Consider the following 16,781-nt stretch of genomic DNA (forward strand, 5'->3'; position numbering starts at 1 on the left):
CCGCGGGGCGGACGGACGACCGGTGCCGAAGCGATTAGATTGGACCGCATGGCTGACGAAACCGGGCAGACCGGGTCCCTGCGGGACCTCAAGGACGCCGTCGCGCTGGTCGCGTTCGGCGGCTGGAACGACGCCGGTAGTGCCGCCTCGCATGCCGCCGAGCACCTGGCCGAGGTGTGTCAGACCCGGCAGGCGTTCTCGCTGGACCCCGACGACTTCTACGACTATCAGGTGAACCGGCCGGAGGTCCGCGGCATCGGTGACGAGCGCCGGATCGCCTGGCCGACCACCGAGATCAGGACCGGTACGCTCCCCGACGGCCGCGATCTGGTGATCGTCCAAGGGCTGGAACCGAATTTCCGCTGGCGGCAGTTCTGCCAACTGCTGACCTCGTCCCTGCGTTCGGCCGGAGTCCGCCGGGTCTACCTGCTCGGCGCCCTGCTGGCCGACCATCCGCACACCCGACCGATCCCGGTCTCGGCGACCAGTTCCGACCCGGACACCGCCGAGGAGCTCGGCCTGGGGCCGTCGACCTACGAGGGGCCGACCGGCATCCTCGGCATCCTCGGCGAGGATCTGGCCAAGGCCGAGATCGACACCGTCAGTCTGTGGGCGGCGATCCCGCACTACGTCTCCAGTCCGCCGTCACCGAAGGGCACACTGGCGCTGCTCAATCGGCTGGAGGACCTGCTTGACGTGTCGCTGGATCTCGGCGACCTGCCGGACCTGGCCCGGGCCTGGGAACGCGGCGTCGACGAGTTGGCCGCCGATGATTCCGAGGTCGCCGACTACGTGTCCTCGTTGGAGCAGCAGCGCGACGAGAGCGACCTCCCCGAGGCCAGTGGTGACGCCATCGCTGCCGAGTTCGAACGCTACCTGCGCCGCCGCGACAAGTAGCAATCCGCCACCCACCAGACGCGGCTTTACGCGCTGGTGAGGTGGTCGGTGTGGACTCGGCCGCGGCTGATCAGCAGGGCGATACTGCGGGTGGGGTCGGCGAGCAGTCCGATGTCTTCCAGCGGGTTGCCGTCGACCACCAGCAGGTCGGCGCTCGCACCGGGCGCGATCACCCCGAGGTTGCCCTGCTGCCCGATCAACTCCGCCGCCACCGTGGTCGCCGACCGCAGGATGGCCTCGGCCGACTGCACCTCGCGGCGGAGCAGGAATTCCTTGCTCTGGTGGACCTGCAGGCTGCCCAGCAGATCGGTGCCGAGAACGATCTTGAGACCGGCCCGGTCGGCGGCCTCCAGGGTCCTCAGCCCTGCCTCGACCACGATCTGGTTCTTCTCCAGGTTCTCCGCGGACAGGCCGACCTCGGCCCCGGCCGCGGCCATCGCGTCGTAGGCCGACAACGTCGGGACGTAGTAGGCGTCGTGCTGCTCGAACAGCTCGAACACCGACGGATCCATCAGGTTGCCGTGCTCGATCGACCGCACGCCGAGTTCCAGGCCCAGGCGTACGGCCTCGGTGGTGTAGGCGTGGCCGGCGACGTATTTGCCGGCATTGCTGGCCACTCGGACCGCGGCGGAGATCTCCTCCGGTGAATACTGCAGATCGGAGACCTTGTCGGTCGGCGACGCCACGCCGCCACCCAACATGATCTTGATGTGCTGGGCACCGCGACGGATCTCGTTGCGCGCGGTCCGATACACCTCGTCGACGCCGTCGGCGACCTGACCGAGGGCATTGCAACAGTCGTCCAGCGCCGCCTGTCGGCCGGCTGATCGGGCGTCGCCGTGGCCACCGGTCTGGGACAGGGCCTTGCCACCGAAGATCAACCGCGGGCCAGGGATCCGGTGTTCGTCGATCGCCCTCGCCAGACCGAAATCCGCACCGCCGGTGTCGCGGACCGTGGTGAAGCCGCGGTCCAGCATGGCCCGCATCAGCCCGGCCGACCTGATCGCCGCATAGCTCGGCGCGACCTCGGCCCCGGCCAGCAGATCGGCATTCCAGGCGGTGACGTGCACGTGGCCGTCGATCAGTCCCGGCATCAGCACCCTGCCGCCGGCGTCGAACACTCGTTCTTCAGCAGAGGGTGCGGTGCCACTGCGCTCGACGGCGACGATCGCTTCGTCCTCGATCACCACCTGGCGGTCGGGTTCGAGCGTCGTCTGGTCAGCAGCCAGGTCGAGCACGGTGGCGTTGACGATCCTGGTGATCATGAACGGATCATTCCTCCTTCGGCGCCGGTGTGGCGCGATCGGTGCGGACGGTCGACGACTGCCCCGTCCCCTCGTTGAGCTCCTCCAGTGATCGTCCGGCCGTGGACACCCCGAAGATCAGGATGGCGGCGATCCCGATCGCCAGCACGATCACCATCATGGTGAACACGCCGCCGAACCCGAGTGAGCTGTAGGCGGCGCCGATGATGATCGGCGCCGCGATGGCGCCCAGCCGGGCGATCGCGCTGGTGGTGGCCATCCCGGTCGCCCGCACCCGGGTCGGGAAGATCTCCGGCGTGTAGCTGTAGAGACCGGAGTACACCCCGTTCAGGAACAGCGACAGGGCCATCCCGGCGATCAGCACCTGGGTGTTGGACTGCGCCAGCGCCATCCCGAGGGCGGCGATCCCGGCGCCGATCGAATAGCCGGCGATCACGATCTTGCGATCCAGCAGATCATTCAAGTACGCCGCGGTGAAGTAGCCGGGCACCATCATCACGTAGATCAACAACGAGAAGGTGAAACTCTTGGAGATGTCCAGACCGCGGGCGACCAGTAGCGACGGGATCCAGGTGATGAAGCCGTAGTAGGCGAAGGTCTGGACCAGCCAGACGATCCAGGCGACAGCGGTCCGCCGGGCACGGCCGGCGCGGAAGAGTTCGGCGATGCTGGCCAGCGGACTCAACCGCCGCTCGACGATCACCGAGTCGTCCGGCGTCGGCGCGGCCTGCGAAGCCGGCACCGGTCCGCGACCGGACTGACCTTCCAGCCGCTCGATCACCGCACGGGCCTCGTCCATCCGACCCATCCGGATCAGATACCGCGGCGATTCCGGGATGCTCCGGCGCCAGATCAAGATCATCACGATCGGCAGTGCGGTGATCACCTGCACCCATCGCCAGCCGTCGGGCAGCGGCACCACGAATTTGCCGAGCAGTGCTGCCACCACGAAGCCGAAGCTGAAGAAACCGGAGATCACCCCGACATAGCGACCGCGATACTTCGACGGCACGAACTCGGCCAGGAACGGCGCGATGATCGCCGACTCGGCGCCGGTGCCGAACCCCGCCAACGCACGCAGGAAGAACAACTCCAGCCAGTGCACCGAGGTGGCGGCGATCAGGGTGAACACGGCGTAGAAGCCGAGCGCGCCCAGCATCACGACCTTGCGGCCGTAGCGGTCACCGATCTGCCCGGCGACCAGCGCCCCGAAGAAGTAGCCGAAGTAGGTCGACGAACCGAGCAACCCGACCTGCTGGGTGGAGAGCGCCCAGATCCCCGCCACGACCGGCAGGATGAACGAGACGACGCCGGCATCCATCGTGTCGAAGACGTAGCCCAGCCCGCCCTGCAGTTGCAGCTTGCGGTGCGGCCGGCCGTACGGGATCCGTTCCAGTCTGTCCAACAGGTCTGCCACGGCTGCCCTTTCTCCCGCATGAAGTCAGGCGACCGTCCCGACCCGGCACCCAGTGAAATGTCACACAGCACGCTAGCCGCCGACCACGCCTCACCGCCACACCCCACAGCGATGTGACGCATTCTTAACGCCACGCCAAGCCGACAGGCAGGCGGACTGGACCAGGCGGAATGGACAGGGAGACGACGGTCGAGGGTCAGGCCGCGCGAGAGTGCAGGCCCGTTGACAGGCCCATGATCTCGGAACAAGTCGCTCGACGAGCCCAGGACCACGAGGAGCGCCGACCGAGCAGGACCTGGGCACCGAGGGTGGAGACAAGGGCACGGAACGCTAGGCCGCAACCTGGGCACCGAACGGTAGGCCCCGACTGGGCGCCCGCCCGGCCCTGGAGGTGGGCACCCAACCCCACCGGTACCCACCCTGACGCGACCGGTACGAGAAGTACCGGCTTCAGGAGATCTGGAACTCCCCGAGCAGGTCCCAGTCCTCAGGCTGCCCCTGCAAGTTGCGGATCGAGGGTGTCTCCTGGACATACTGCGGCAGATCGGCCTGGGCCTGCTTGAAGTGGGCAGAGTTGACGTGCGGGCCGGCGGCGTCGTCGTCGAACGCCTCGAGCAGGACGTACTGGTTGGGATCCTCCACCGACCGGGACCACTCGAAGAACTTGTTGCCCGGCTCGGCCCGGGTCGCCTCGGTGAACGACCGGGTCAGCTCCGGCCACCGATCGGCGTACTCCGGCTTCACCTTCCACTTCACGATGATCAAGATCACGGTCGCACTCCTCGGTTGTGCTCGGTCTTTCCCCTGCCACGGCAGGACTTCTCAGCCCGACTCTTCCAGTTCCGCACCGCGACGGCCAGTGCTGCTCTCACCGGCTGATAACAACGGCGGCGCCAGGTCGTAGGGTGTGGGCTCATGTCAGGCTCAGTGGCGAGGACTCTGGACATTCTCGAGGTGGTGGCCGGGCGCGGTGGCGCGACGGCGAAGGAGATCTCGGAGGCGACCGGGCTGCCGCTGCCGACGGTCTACCGGCTGGTCCGGGAGTTGCTGGACGGCGAGTACCTGGTGCACATCCGCGACAGCCAGCGCTTCGAACTCGGCTACAAGCTGCATGCCTTGGGCGTCTCGCTGCACGAGCAGGTCGGGGTGTCTCGGTCGGTCAGGACGGAGATCACCGCGTTGCAGCAGCAACTCGGCGTCGCCGCCTATCTCGCGGTCCATCGCGGCTCGCAGATCGTCGTGGTGTTCACCGCCGACGCGCCGGACTGTCCGCGACTGCCACCGTTGGAGTTCGGGTATCACGAGGCCGCGCACGCCACGGCGCTGGGCAAGATCCTGCTGGCCAACATGGAGCGCGAGGAACGGCTGCTGCACCTGGACCCTGAACCGATGCCACGGTTCGGTCCGGGAACGATCACCGGCCACCAGGAGCTGTTCGCCCAGCTCGAGCAGGTCGCCGGCCGCGGTATCGCCTGGGAGTTCGGGGAATTCTCCCCCGGCGCAACCTGTGCGGCCGCCGCGGTCCGTGGACGGACCGGCGCGCTGGTCGGTTCGGTCGCGGTGTCGGCACCGGATGCCCGGTTTGCGCACGGCCGGCCGGAGATCGAGCAGGCCCTGCGGGCGACCGCTTCTCGGGTCAGCCAGCACTACCGGCTGCACGGCTGACGCAGCGGCTGCCGGCTTCTCACCGGCCGATAACATCCCTGGGCTGCCGCGACAGCGGCGGCCTAGCCTGCGGGCCATGACATCGTCGTCGACCGCAGGAGGCTTGATCATGTCTGACGCAGAACAGTCGGATCTCAAACCACCGCTGGTACGCCTCTTGCGTGCCGCCTACCCGCACCCGGACTTCCCCGACGGGCCGTACGAACGCACCGCCGACACCATCCTCGCCGCCACCGAATCCGATGTCTGGGTCCGGGTGACATTGGCGCACGGCCTCACCACCCTGCCCGAGGACCTCACCGAGCAGTCGCTACGGGAGATGGCAGACGCCGAGTTCTTCGGCTTCGTCCGCGGCCTGGCGATCACCACCCTCTACGACGATCACGAGGTCTGGAAACTGCTGGGCTATGAGGGTGCGTCCTTCGACCAGGGTGGCTACCTGCATCGCGGCTTCGACGACCTGGACTGGCTGCCCGAACCGCGGATCGAGGAGTACGACGGACCGGAGCCGTTCATCGAAGTCGCCGAGCAGGACCGACCGGTCGGAGGGAAATGATCATGACCGAGCAGACGACGCAGAACCGGTTCGGCAACCCGATCGATCATGACACCGAGGCGGTCGTGATCATCGGCTCCGGGGCCGGTGGCGGTACGGTCGCCTACGAGCTCACGCAACGCGGAATTCCCTGTGTGGTCTTGGAAGCGGGCCCGTTCCTCAAACCCGATGACTACGAGAACGACGAGTGGGCCGCCTTCGGTCAGATGGCCTGGTTGGACAGCCGGACGACCTCCGGCAGCTGGCGGGTCAGCCGGGACTTCCCCACCCTGCCGGCCTGGATCGTCAAGGCCGTCGGCGGCTCGACAACCCACTGGAGCGGCGCCACGCCACGCTTCCACGAACACGAGTTCCGGACCCGCACCTACTACGGCGACGTCGACGGCGCCAACCTGCTGGACTGGCCGATCACCCTGGCCGAGTTGGAGCCGTACTACGACCGGGCCGAGATCGCGATCGGGTCGACCCATCGGCACGGCCGTCCGCCGCTGCCGGCCAACAACAACTACAAGGTATTCGCCAACGGCGCCGAACGGGTCGGCTACAAGTTCTACGCAACCGGCCCGTACGGCACCAACGCCGAGCCCTACGACGGCCGGCCGGCCAGCATCCAGGACGGCTTCAACTTCCAGGGTGACAAGAACGCCTCCAAGTGGAGCACCGCCGTCCGGGAGATCCCGCGCGCCCTGGACACCGGGAAGTGCGATCTACGGGCCAGCAGCCACGCCGTGCAGATCACCCACGACTCCTCCGGCCGGGCCGACGCGGTGCTCTACCTGGACGCCGACGGCAATCTGCACCGGCAGGCCGCCACGGTGGTCTGTCTGGCCGGCAACTCGATCGAGTCGCCGCGGCTGTTGCTGATGAGTTCCAGTGCCAGCCACCCCGACGGGCTGGCCAATTCCTCCGGTCAGGTCGGCCGCAACTACATGCGGCACATGACCGGATCGGTGTACGCCCGCTTCGATCAACCGGTCCGGATGTACCGCGGGGAGACGATGGCCGGCATCATCGCCGACGAAGCGAGACTGGACACCTCCCGCGGGTTCGCCGGCGGCTACTACCTGGAGACCCTCGCTCTCGGCCCCGCCTTCCTGGCCGCCTTCGTCGACCCGGGCAGCTGGGGTCGCGGCTTCACCGAGATCATGGACGCCTACGCGAACACGGCCGGGCTGTGGATCGTCGGCGAGGACATGCCGCAGGAGACCAACCGGGTCACCCTGAACACCGCGGTCAAGGACCAATGGGGGCTGCCGGCCGCCGACGTGCATTTCGATGATCATCCCAATGACGTGGCGATGCGCGAACACGGCTACCAACGGGCCGACCTGTTGTACGAGGCCGTCGGTGCGACCGGCACCCACCACACACCGCCGTACCCGTCGACCCATAATCTAGGCACCTGCCGGATGAGTGAACGAGCCGAGGACGGTGTGGTCGGCGCCTATGGTGAGGCCCATGACGTGCCCGGTCTGTTCGTCAGCGACGGGTCGGTGATGACGACCGGCGCAGCGGCCAACCCGACGTTGACCATCGTCGCGCTGGCGATCCGGCAGGCCGAGCACATCGCCGACCGACTCGGAAAGGGTGACCTCTGAGCATCACGACGCCGTCCGCGGACGCCACATCGACCGGACTGATCGAGGCGCTCGGTGATCCGGCGATCCGGGTCACCGAGCGGCCACTCGATCTTGCGGTCCGGGCCCACGACGCCTCGCACTACCTGTTGCATCCGCGGGCGGTGGCGATCCCGGACGATGCCGATCAGGTCGCCACCGTGATGGCGGCCTGTCACCGGCTCGGGCTGCCGCTGACCTTCCGCAGCGGCGGCACGTCGCTGTCCGGTCAGGCGCTCAGCGATAGCGTCCTGGTCGACACCCGGACCGGTTTCGGCGCCGTCGAGATCCTCGACGACGGTAACCGGGTCCGGGTCCAGCCCGGCGTCACCGTACGCGCCGTCAACGCACGGTTGGCGTCGTACCGGCGACGGCTCGGCCCGGACCCGGCCAGCGAGGTCGCTTGCACGCTCGGCGGCGTGCTGGCCAACAACTCCTCGGGGATGCAGTGCGGCACCGAGCAGAACAGCTACGCCACGGTCGAGTCGATGGTCCTGGTGCTGCCCTCCGGCACCGTCGTCGACTCCGCCGCCCCGGACGCCGATCGCCGGCTGGCGGCGCTCGAGCCTGCCCTGCATGCCGGACTGTTGCGGATCCGCGATGCGATCCGTGCCGATGTCGAAGCGGCCGCCACCCTGCAGCGGCTGTTTTCGATCAAGAACACCATGGGGTACGGCCTGAACGCCTTCCTGGACGTCGACGATCCGGTCGACATCCTGGTGAAGCTGATGATCGGCAGCGAGGGAACGCTCGGCTTCGTCGCCTCGGCGGTGTTGCGGACGGTCCCGGTGCAGCCCAAGGCGGCCACCGGGCTGTTGGTGCTGCCCGATCTGGAGATCGCCTCGGCGTTGGTGCCGCAGGTGCTGGCCACCGGGGTGGCGACCGCCGAGTTGCTGGATGCGGTCTCCTTGCGGGTGGCCGCCACCGACCCGTCCTGTCCGGACACGATCCGGCGGCTCGATGTCGGCACCAAGGCGGCGCTGCTGGTCGAACTGCAGGGTGACACCGATCAGGAACTGGACGCCGACATCGCAGCGGCCGATGCCGTGTTCGGCCAACTACCGTTGGAAAATCCTGCGGCACTCACCCGCGATGCCGGTGACCGGGCAGCGCTCTGGCGGATCCGCAAGGGACTGTTCAGTGCGGTGGCCGGCGCCCGTCCGAGCGGTACCAATGCACTGCTCGAGGACGTTGCCGTACCGGTCGACCGGCTCGGGGAGCTGAGCACCGGACTGGTCGACCTCTTCGACCGGCACGACTACGAGGCGCCGGTGATCTTCGGCCATGCCCGGGACGGCAATCTGCACTTCCTGCTGAACGAACACTTCGGCGACCGGCAGCGGCTCCGGCGCTACCAGAACTTCACCGAGGACATGGTCGATCTGGTCCTCGGGCTGGACGGCACGCTGAAGGCCGAACACGGCACCGGGCGGATCATGGCGCCGTTCCTGGAGCGTCAGTACGGCGCCGGCCTGACCCGGGTGATGCACGAGCTCAAGACCCTGATCGACCCGGCAGGCATCCTCAATCCCGGGACCTTGATCAGCACCGAGCCCGATGGCTGGCTGCAGAATCTGAAGACAGCCGAGCCGGTGGAAGCCGAGGTGGATCGCTGCGTGGAGTGCGGGTTCTGCGAGCCGGTCTGCCCGTCCCGCTCGCTGACGCTGACGCCGCGGCAGCGGATCGTGGCTCGGCGCGAGATCGCCGCGGCCGAACAGCGCGGCGATGTCGATCATGCCGACGGGCTGCGTGCCGACCACGACTACGAGGTGCTGGACACCTGTGCGGTGGACGGGTTGTGCGCCACTGCCTGTCCGGTGTTGATCAACACCGGATCACTGGTGTCCCGGCTGCGTGCCGAGGAGACGCCCCGGGCCGTGCAACGCGCCTGGGCGGTCGCCGCCGATCATTGGTCGCCGGTCACCCGGCTCGCCTCGACCGGTCTCACCGCAGCCTCGCATGTCCCCGGCATCGCGGCAGCCGCGAGCCGTGTCGGTCGCCGCGTCGTCGATCATGAACTGCTCCCCGAGTACGACGCCGGCCTCCCCCGCGGCGGCCGTCCCCGGACCAAGATCACCGCGCCACAAGGGGACCCTGAGCTGGTCGAAGGGCCCACCGCACCAAAGATCCCTGAACCTGTCGAAGGGCCTGCCGCCGTCTGGTTCGCCTCCTGCCTGGGCAGCATGTTCGGCAGTGCGGCTGCCGAGGCGTTCGGACAGCTGTGTCGACGCGCCGGCGTCGAACTGCGAACCCCCGACGATCTGGACGGACTGTGCTGCGGCCTGCCGTGGAAGTCCAAGGGATTGCACGACGGCCAGGATCGGATGCGACGCCGGGTCCGGGCCGCACTGGACAGCGCGACCGACGGCGGCCGGCTGCCGGTGATCGTCGAGGCCAGTTCCTGTGCGGAGGGGCTGCAGGTGTCGGTCGAGGATGCCGGCTTCCGGGTCATCGATGCGCTGGATTTCGTTGCCCAGCAGGTGCTGCCGCGGCTGCGCGTCACCGGTCGGCTGGATCGGATCGTCGTCCATCCGACGTGTGCGACGACGGCGCTGGGTAGCACCGATTCGCTGGTCCGGCTGGCCGAAGCCGTCGCCGAGGAGGTGATCGTCCCCACCTCCTGGGGATGTTGCGGTTTCGCCGGCGACCGCGGTCTGCTGCAGCCCGAGCTGACCGCCGCCGCGACCGCTCCGGAGGCCGCCGAGGTCGCCGCCCTGCCGCCGGCGTCGGCCTATGTCAGCAGCAATCGGACCTGCGAGATCGGGCTGACCCGCGCCACCGGGCAGCAGTACCAGCATGTACTGGAGATCGTCGAACGGCTCACTCGGGTCTGACCGACCGGTCGGCAGTTCGTGCTCGCCGTTCCAGCTCCGTCGTGACCTCGCGGCAGTCGGCGGCGTAGGTCCGGTACAGCAACGAGCAGAAGGCCGCGTTGATCACCATCAGCCCGACCAGCATGATCAGGAAGGTCTGCTGCAGGCCGACCGCGTCGGCGAGGTGTCCGCCCAGGAAGGTGAAGCCGGCCCAGCCGATCGTCTCGAAGATCGCCAGCATGATGGCGAACGCGGCGCCGCGTAGTTCCGGCGGTGTCACCGACATCACGATCGGCCGATTGATGCCGGGGTTGATGCCCTGCAGTGCCCCCATCAGGATCCAGAAGATCAGGTAGGCCCAGATCGGTCCCCAGTCGACCTGGGTGCCGAAGAACGCGACCACGGCGAAGCCGAGCTGCGCCAACTGCAGCGAGGCGACCCGGCCGATGGTCGGGAACCGGCGATGGATGTGGTCGGTGAGTAGCCCGCCGAAGACCGCGGACAGCGCGTAGCCGACACCGAACGGCAGGGTGACCACCGCAGCCACCGCATTGTCGAAGCCGCGGACCTGCACCAGGAAGGTCACGCCGAAGGTGCCGATCAACAGGTGTCCGGAGAGCAGCCGCTGGCCCATCATGATCACAAAACTCGGGATCCGCGCCAGGCTCGCGACCTGAGCGAGGGTGACCCGGCTCTGTTGCTTGCGCTGCTCGTCGGTCAGATGGGCCAACTGGGTCTCGGTCGCCCCGACCCCGGGATCGCGGAAGAACAGCAGGATGAAGATCCCGAAACAGAAGGTGATGATCCCGATCCCGGCCATCCCGTAGCGCCAGCCGTCCTCGACCCGGGACAGCTGACCGACCAGGGCACCGAGTGCGGAGCCGGCGAGGCTGCCGATGCCGTAGAAGTAGCCCGCCGCGCGGCCGCGTTTGCGATCGCCGAACATGTCGGAGAAGAGTTCGTTGACGATCGGGCCGGCACCGGCCTGGCCGACGGCGACCACGGTCATCAAGATCAACAACTGCAGGTAGTTCTGGCTGAACGCGGCGGCGATCACCCAGACGCCCCACAGTCCCGAGGTGACCGCCAGGACGGCCTTCCGGTTGGTCTTGCGGGCCAGGTAGACGAAGAGTGGACCGCCGATCACGCCGGCGATCCGCCCCAGGGCGGAGATGTTGCCCAGCGCCGAGGTCTGCAGACCCATCGCCTTCTGCAGGGTCGGGAAGAGCGTCGTCAGCACCTGGGTGTCACCGTTGTCGACGATCGACGAGCCGATCATCAGACTCAGATTGCGCCAGCGGTGCGGGGTGCGGATCTCCTGATCATCGGTCGGGCGAAGTGCTGGCGTCCTGACGTCGTCGGCAGTCACGTGCGGTGTGCTCCTGTGGTGGTTACTCGGTGGACGAGCCCGCGAGCACGCTGAGCTCGTCGGAGATGGTGCGCAGTGTGGCCAGCGGCAGCAGGCCGACGGCGAAGGCTGCGATCTCGATCATCGACAGGTCGGCGGCGACCTGGGACAGCACCCCGTCGGTCTGCGGCAGGTGCCGGTCGATGATGATCTTCGCCTGGGGATCAGCGCGTAGGTCCTTCAAGGGTGTGTGCACGCTGAGCCGCCCCTGCGGATAGTCGGACCGTTTCGGCGGTCCCTGACGGGAGCTCTCGACCTGCGGCCACTGGACGCGGATCTGAAGGTGATCTCGGGTCGCCGGCCCGCTCTGCGGCAGGCCGAGCCGCTCGTACTGTTCGGGCGGCGCCTCGTTGACGCGGAAGAGATCCAGCATCGCCTCGATCATCCGCAGCTCGAGTTGATCATCGATCATCGGATGTTGCTGTTCGGGGTCGGTCTGCAGATCGAAGAGCAGGGTGCCGAAGGCGTACGGGCTGGTCATCGCCTGACCGTCCACCTTCAACACCGGGACACCCTTGGTGAAGCCGAACGGTCCGGCGAGTTCTGCTCCGCGCAGCTCGGCGGGGGTGAACCGACCACGCATGTGGGTCGGCATCAGGGTGTGCTCGGCCAGCGGTCGGTTCTCCGGGGTGTGCGGTGCCCGCATGTAGACGTACCGGCCGTCGGTCACGCTGACGTGACCGCCGAAGGCGCCGAACAGTCCGGCCTCGCGCACCGGCTCGTCGTCCGCGATCGTCTGCCGCAGTGATCGGCCGAGCATGTCCGGTGTCGGCTCGAGACCGAAGTAGTCCAGCAGGGTCGGAGCGAAGTCGATGGTCTGCACCAACGAGCCACGCCGCTCACCCTGTACCCGGCTGCGTGGATCCCAGATGAACAACGGGGTGTGGATGGTCTCGTCGTACCACGGTTGGACGTTCTTGCCCCACCACCCGTGCTCGCCGAGCAGGAAGCCGTGATCGGTGCAGACGATCAGCATCGTGTCGTCCCAGAGATCAAGATCGTCCATCGTGTCCAGCACTCGGCCCAGCGACTCGTCACACATCGACAGCAGGGACGCATACTCATAGCGCAGGTGCTCGACTTCACCGTCGGATTCCAGCACCTGCTTGTAGTCCGGCCAGTCGAAGTCCGGGCCGTCGTAGTCGTGCGGATAGTGCTTCTTGTGTTGTTCGTAGCTGTAGAACGGCTCGTGCGGGTCGAAGGTCTCGATCTGGACGAACCAGTTGTCCTGATCATGGTTGGTGCGCAGGAAGTGCAGGCCGGCGTCGAAGGTCTTGGTCTGCGGGTGATCATCGACCTCGCTCAGATACTGCCGGTTGATCACGTCCTGCCGATACATCGGGCTCCGCATCGCCTTCAGGTTGGGCGCGTCCTCCGGGTCGGCGACGTGGCCCTTCCAGGCGTCGCCCTCCTGTCCGCGGAAGAACTCGTAGCTGCAGTAGCGGTTGTGGTAGGTAGCGCCGCCGTCCTCCCAGTAGTGCTGATGATCGGTGACCAGGTGGGTGTAGATGCCGTTGTCCTGCAGCAACTCCGGCATCGAGTCGTCGAAGGGTTCGAGCGGGCCCCAGCCGCGGTGCAGGAAGTTGTGCCGGCCGGTGTGGATCTCCCGACGGGCCGGCATGCACGGCATGCTGCCGGCATAGCAGGTGTCGAAGGTCGCGGTCCGTTCGGCGAGCCGACGAAAGTTCGGCGCGTGCACCCAGTCGTTTCCGTACGGCGGCAGGAACCGCTTGTTCAGGGTGTCGAACATGACCATGATCGCCTTCATGCCTCAGTCATTCCTCTCGTCGGTCGGTTCGGAGTTCATCGAAGGGATGGAGGTCCCTGAGCCTGTCGCAGTGGTCCCTCAGCCTGTCGAAGGGACGGTCCCGCCCAATTCGGTCAGCATCCGCTGCAGCCAGTCGATCCAGGCATCGATCGAGGCGGCTCCGTGCAGATGACTCAGCTCCCGCACCCGGTCGACCATCGCCGTGTCGACTCCCTCGATCGGGTCCAGATCGGTGATCGTCCGGTCGCGGGTCCGGAATCGGGCGACCTGTGCCCGCCGGCATTCCAACTCGGTCCGGATCAGCCGCAGCAGCGCGTCGTGGTCCAGCGGGCCACCGAAGGTGAACCGGACCATGAACTCGGGATCCTGGAAGCGGGTCGACGGCTCGTACGGGCCGGTCACCCAATCCCGCAGCACCTGCTCCCCCGACGCTGTCAGCCGGTAGATCTTGGAGTCCGGCCGGCCGTCGTTGACCGAGACCTGGTAACTCACCCACCCGGAGTCGACCATCCGCGACAGCAGTCGATAGATCTGGCTGAGGTGCACCTTGTTCTTCAGGAACCGGCCCTCGACCTCCAGATGCTTGGCCAGCTCGTATCCGCTGAAGGGTCGCCAGGACAGCAGCCCGAGGATCACGTGCTCGAACTTCACCCGGCCTCCTCGCCCATAGGTGAAAACTCATATAGATGAGAAGTGTTATATGTGATCGCGACTGATCGCGTCAAGACCCGGCCGCCGAGGGTGGTACTCGCAGGGAAAGCTACGGCCTTGGCGATCCGCCCGACGACCAGCAGAGTTGGGGCCATGGGCACGAACGACTTGGGCGAATTCCTGCGGGCTCGACGGGCCGGACTCACCCCGGATGCGGTCGGACTGCCGATCGACCTCGGCACCGGTCGCCGGGTCACCGGTCTGCGCCGTAGTGAGGTCGCGCAGCTGGCCGGGGTGAGCACCGAGTACTACACCCGACTCGAACAGGGCCGTGCCCGGCAGCCGTCCGAACAGGTGTTGCAGGCCCTCGCCGAGGCATTGCAGTTCGACGACATCGAGCGCCGCCACCTGTTCGCCCTCGCCGGAACGACCGCCGGGCACGCCGACCGGACCGGGTCTGTGTCACGGCTCCGGCCGGCACTCCGTCAGGTGCTGGACTCGATGGAGCTGGCTCCCGCCTTCGTCAGCGACCGGGACCTGACCGTCGTCGGCGGCAACACGCTGTGGCGGTTGCTGTTTCCCGAGGTGGCCGAGCTACCCCGCCGGGAACGCAGCATGGCGCGCTGGACACTGCTGGATCCGCGGGCACGGCTGGTCTGGAACGACTGGGAACGGGTCGCCCGCGACTACGTCCACGGGTTGCGACTGGCTGCCGCCGCGCAGCCCCGCAACCAACGCATCGCCGCCCTGATCGGCGAGCTGATGATGCGCTCGGCCGAGTTCCCGGCCTGGTGGTCCGAGCACCGCGTGCAGGAACGCAGCACCGGCCTCAAGCGGCTACATCACCCCGTCGTCGGTGACCTCGAGCTGCAGTACGAGATCTTCACCTCCGTCGCCGACCCAGGCCAATCTCTCGTCGTCTATTCTGCGCCGGCCGGCTCACCGTCACAGGAACGGCTCCGGCTACTGGCCAGCTGGGGCACCGAACCCGCCACCGAGCGGACCCAGCACACCGTCACTCAGGACACCGTCACCGAGTCCTGATCATCGCCCGTCCTCGGGCACCACGCACCGATCCATTCCCACCCGACCCCGACAGCCAGGGGTCGATGTCGACGTGCCCAGGCACGCCCGGCAGCCAGTCCCATCCTCGAAAGGACCCCAACCATGAGCAAGACCTTCCTGATCACCGGCGTCAGCACCGGCCTCGGCCTGGCCATCGCCCGGCGAGCCCTGGCGGCCGGCCATCGCGTCGCCGGCACCGTCCGGACCGAACGGCATGCGGCCGCGTTCCAGGCGTTGGATCCGGACCGCGCCCGGGCCTTCATCCTCGACCTGGCCGACACGGATCGGATCGAGCCGGCGGTCCGTGCCGCCGAGGCGGAGCTGGGACCGATCGACGTCCTGGTGGCCAACGCCGGCTACGGCCTCGAAGGCACCTTCGAGGAGTCCTCGATGGCCGAGCTGCGCCACCAGTTCGAGGTGAACGTCTTCGGCACGGTGGCGACGGTGAAGGCGGTGCTGCCGGCCATGCGGGAACGGCGCGACGGCCAGATCTTCGTGATCACCTCGATGGGTGGGCACACCACCTTCCCCGGGCTGGCGTTCTACGAAGGCAGCAAGCATGCGCTGGAAGGGATCACCGACACCCTCGCCCAGGAGGTCAACCAGTTCGGGGTCCGCGTCACTGCCGTTGCCCCGGGCGCATTCAGGACCGACTGGGCAGGCCGATCATTAGTCCGCTCACCACGCAGTATCCCCGACTACGACGCCCTGTTCGATCCGATCCGGACCCGCCGCCAGTCCCTCGCCGGACAGGGCATCGGTGACCCCGATCGCGCCGGCGATGCCGTCCTCAGTCTGCTGGAGGTGGAGAATCCGCCGGTCCATCTGCTGCTCGGCTCCGACGCTGTCCGGCTGGTCGCCGCCGGACGCCGACGGGTCCAGGACGACTTCGACGCCTGGCGGGAACTCAGCCTCTCCACCGACTCCACCGACGGCGGCGTGACGGTCGCCTGACAGCCGGCTACGGGCGGACGATCAGCGCGCGGCGTCGGCCGCGGCCGTGCGCAGCGAACTGACCGTCGCGTTCGGGTCGTCCGCCCCGAACACCGCGGACCCGGCGACGAACGCGTCGGCGCCAGCCTCGGCACTGCGTTCAATGGTCTCGGCCGAGACTCCGCCGTCGACCTGCAGCCAGATGTCCAGACCGGCCTTGCTGATCAGCTCCCGGCTCCGGGTGATCTTGGGCAGCGTCAGGTCCAGGAACTTCTGCCCGCCGAAGCCGGGCTCGACGGTCATGATCAACAGCATGTCGATCTCACCGAGCAGCTCGGCGTAGGGCTCGATCGGGGTGGCCGGTTTGAGTGCCAGCCCGACCCGGGCTCCCTTGGCCCTGATCTCCCGGGCGAGCCGGACCGGCGCCCTGGCTGCCTCCAGATGAAAGGTCACAGACTCCGCCCCGGCCTCGGCGTAGCCGGGTGCCCAGACGTCGGGGTCCTCGATCATCAGGTGGATGTCGAGGAACTTGTCGGTGACGTTGCGGATCGCTTCCACCACAGGTAGTCCGAGGGTGAGGTTGGGCACGAAGTGGTTGTCCATCACGTCGACGTGCAGCGCGTCGGCATCCGGCACCTGCTCGATCGACTGCTGCAGGTTGGCGAAGTCCGCCGACAGCAGGCTCGGCATGATCTTGGGCGAAGTGTTCGTCGTGGCCACGGCGGCG

14 protein-coding genes are annotated in these 16,781 nt (G+C 67.7%); 7 read left to right on the forward strand and 7 right to left on the reverse strand.

From position 1 onward, the window contains the following. Positions 1-48 precede the first annotated feature (48 nt). Entirely contained in the window at positions 49-897 is an 849-nt protein-coding gene (locus BLU38_RS29715) for a PAC2 family protein (protein ID WP_091530955.1), read from the forward strand. A gap of 26 nt (positions 898-923) precedes the next feature. Here BLU38_RS29715 and BLU38_RS29720 read toward each other — a convergent pair whose 3' ends face one another. From BLU38_RS29720 to BLU38_RS29730, 3 genes are all read right to left on the reverse strand, one after another. Beyond that, complete coding sequence (locus BLU38_RS29720; protein WP_091530959.1) at positions 924-2,162, reverse strand: metal-dependent hydrolase family protein; 1,239 nt, start codon at positions 2,160-2,162, stop codon at positions 924-926. 7 nt (positions 2,163-2,169) lie between these two features. Then, positions 2,170-3,579 (reverse strand): MFS transporter, encoded by a 1,410-nt coding sequence (locus tag BLU38_RS29725; RefSeq protein WP_197679924.1) that lies wholly within the window; start codon positions 3,577-3,579, stop codon positions 2,170-2,172. 450 nt (positions 3,580-4,029) lie between these two features. Continuing rightward, positions 4,030-4,350 carry a putative quinol monooxygenase gene (locus BLU38_RS29730; RefSeq protein WP_091530961.1) on the reverse strand — a complete coding sequence of 107 codons (321 nt, stop codon included), beginning with the start codon at positions 4,348-4,350 and terminating at the stop codon, positions 4,030-4,032. A 144-nt stretch (positions 4,351-4,494) separates the two neighbouring features. Here BLU38_RS29730 and BLU38_RS29735 point away from each other — a divergent pair, with 144 nt between their 5' ends. The 4 genes from BLU38_RS29735 (at position 4,495) to BLU38_RS29750 (ending at position 10,250) form a co-directional block, all read left to right on the forward strand. Beyond that, a complete protein-coding gene (locus BLU38_RS29735; RefSeq protein WP_091530965.1) occupies positions 4,495-5,244 on the forward strand; it encodes an IclR family transcriptional regulator in 750 nt (249 codons plus the stop codon). Between the two features lie 109 nt (positions 5,245-5,353). After that, positions 5,354-5,800 (forward strand): hypothetical protein, encoded by a 447-nt coding sequence (locus tag BLU38_RS29740; protein WP_091530969.1) that lies wholly within the window; start codon positions 5,354-5,356, stop codon positions 5,798-5,800. Positions 5,801-5,802: 2 nt separating this feature from the next. Next, positions 5,803-7,398 carry a GMC family oxidoreductase gene (locus BLU38_RS29745; protein ID WP_091533401.1) on the forward strand — a complete coding sequence of 532 codons (1,596 nt, stop codon included), beginning with the start codon at positions 5,803-5,805 and terminating at the stop codon, positions 7,396-7,398. Then, positions 7,395-10,250, forward strand: coding sequence for an FAD-binding and (Fe-S)-binding domain-containing protein (locus tag BLU38_RS29750; protein ID WP_197680307.1), 2,856 nt, complete (start codon positions 7,395-7,397; stop codon positions 10,248-10,250). Before BLU38_RS29745 ends, BLU38_RS29750 begins: the two co-directional genes overlap by 4 nt. Here the strand turns inward: BLU38_RS29750 and BLU38_RS29755 are convergent. The 3 genes from BLU38_RS29755 to BLU38_RS29765 all read right to left on the reverse strand — a co-directional run bounded on the left by BLU38_RS29755 (position 10,237) and on the right by BLU38_RS29765 (position 14,056). Then, positions 10,237-11,598 carry an MFS transporter gene (locus BLU38_RS29755; RefSeq protein ID WP_091530976.1) on the reverse strand — a complete coding sequence of 454 codons (1,362 nt, stop codon included), beginning with the start codon at positions 11,596-11,598 and terminating at the stop codon, positions 10,237-10,239. The genes BLU38_RS29750 and BLU38_RS29755 overlap by 14 nt on opposite strands. A 22-nt stretch (positions 11,599-11,620) precedes the next feature. After that, positions 11,621-13,405, reverse strand: coding sequence for a sulfatase (locus tag BLU38_RS29760; RefSeq protein ID WP_091530981.1), 1,785 nt, complete (start codon positions 13,403-13,405; stop codon positions 11,621-11,623). A 78-nt stretch (positions 13,406-13,483) separates the two neighbouring features. Then, the gene (locus tag BLU38_RS29765) at positions 13,484-14,056 is read right to left on the reverse strand and encodes a PadR family transcriptional regulator (protein WP_091530986.1); all 573 of its coding nucleotides are present in this window, start codon (positions 14,054-14,056) and stop codon (positions 13,484-13,486) included. 153 nt (positions 14,057-14,209) lie between these two features. Between BLU38_RS29765 and BLU38_RS29770 the strand changes: the two genes are divergently transcribed. Continuing rightward, positions 14,210-15,100, forward strand: coding sequence for a helix-turn-helix transcriptional regulator (locus BLU38_RS29770; RefSeq protein WP_091530989.1), 891 nt, complete (start codon positions 14,210-14,212; stop codon positions 15,098-15,100). A gap of 123 nt (positions 15,101-15,223) precedes the next feature. Continuing rightward, positions 15,224-16,075, forward strand: a complete 852-nt coding sequence (locus BLU38_RS29775) for an oxidoreductase (protein ID WP_091530992.1) — start codon at positions 15,224-15,226, stop codon at positions 16,073-16,075. Positions 16,076-16,096: 21 nt separating this feature from the next. Here the strand turns inward: BLU38_RS29775 and rpe are convergent, their stop codons facing one another. Then, complete coding sequence (gene rpe / locus BLU38_RS29780) at positions 16,097-16,744, reverse strand: ribulose-phosphate 3-epimerase (RefSeq protein ID WP_091533403.1); 648 nt, start codon at positions 16,742-16,744, stop codon at positions 16,097-16,099. Positions 16,745-16,781: the final 37 nt, after the last annotated feature.

The organism is Microlunatus soli (genome assembly GCF_900105385.1).
GTDB classification, from domain to species: domain Bacteria; phylum Actinomycetota; class Actinomycetes; order Propionibacteriales; family Propionibacteriaceae; genus Microlunatus; species Microlunatus soli.

Coding starts and splice junctions, on each gene's coding strand:
- BLU38_RS29715 (WP_091530955.1), top strand. CDS start 49: ATGGCTGACGAAACCGGGCAGACCGGGTCCCTGCGGGACCTCAAGGAC.
- BLU38_RS29720 (WP_091530959.1), bottom strand. CDS start 2,162: ATGATCACCAGGATCGTCAACGCCACCGTGCTCGACCTGGCTGCTGAC.
- BLU38_RS29735 (WP_091530965.1), top strand. CDS start 4,495: ATGTCAGGCTCAGTGGCGAGGACTCTGGACATTCTCGAGGTGGTGGCC.
- BLU38_RS29740 (WP_091530969.1), top strand. CDS start 5,354: ATGTCTGACGCAGAACAGTCGGATCTCAAACCACCGCTGGTACGCCTC.
- BLU38_RS29745 (WP_091533401.1), top strand. CDS start 5,803: ATGACCGAGCAGACGACGCAGAACCGGTTCGGCAACCCGATCGATCAT.
- BLU38_RS29760 (WP_091530981.1), bottom strand. CDS start 13,405: ATGAAGGCGATCATGGTCATGTTCGACACCCTGAACAAGCGGTTCCTG.
- BLU38_RS29770 (WP_091530989.1), top strand. CDS start 14,210: ATGGGCACGAACGACTTGGGCGAATTCCTGCGGGCTCGACGGGCCGGA.
- BLU38_RS29775 (WP_091530992.1), top strand. CDS start 15,224: ATGAGCAAGACCTTCCTGATCACCGGCGTCAGCACCGGCCTCGGCCTG.
- rpe (WP_091533403.1), bottom strand. CDS start 16,744: ATGCCGAGCCTGCTGTCGGCGGACTTCGCCAACCTGCAGCAGTCGATC.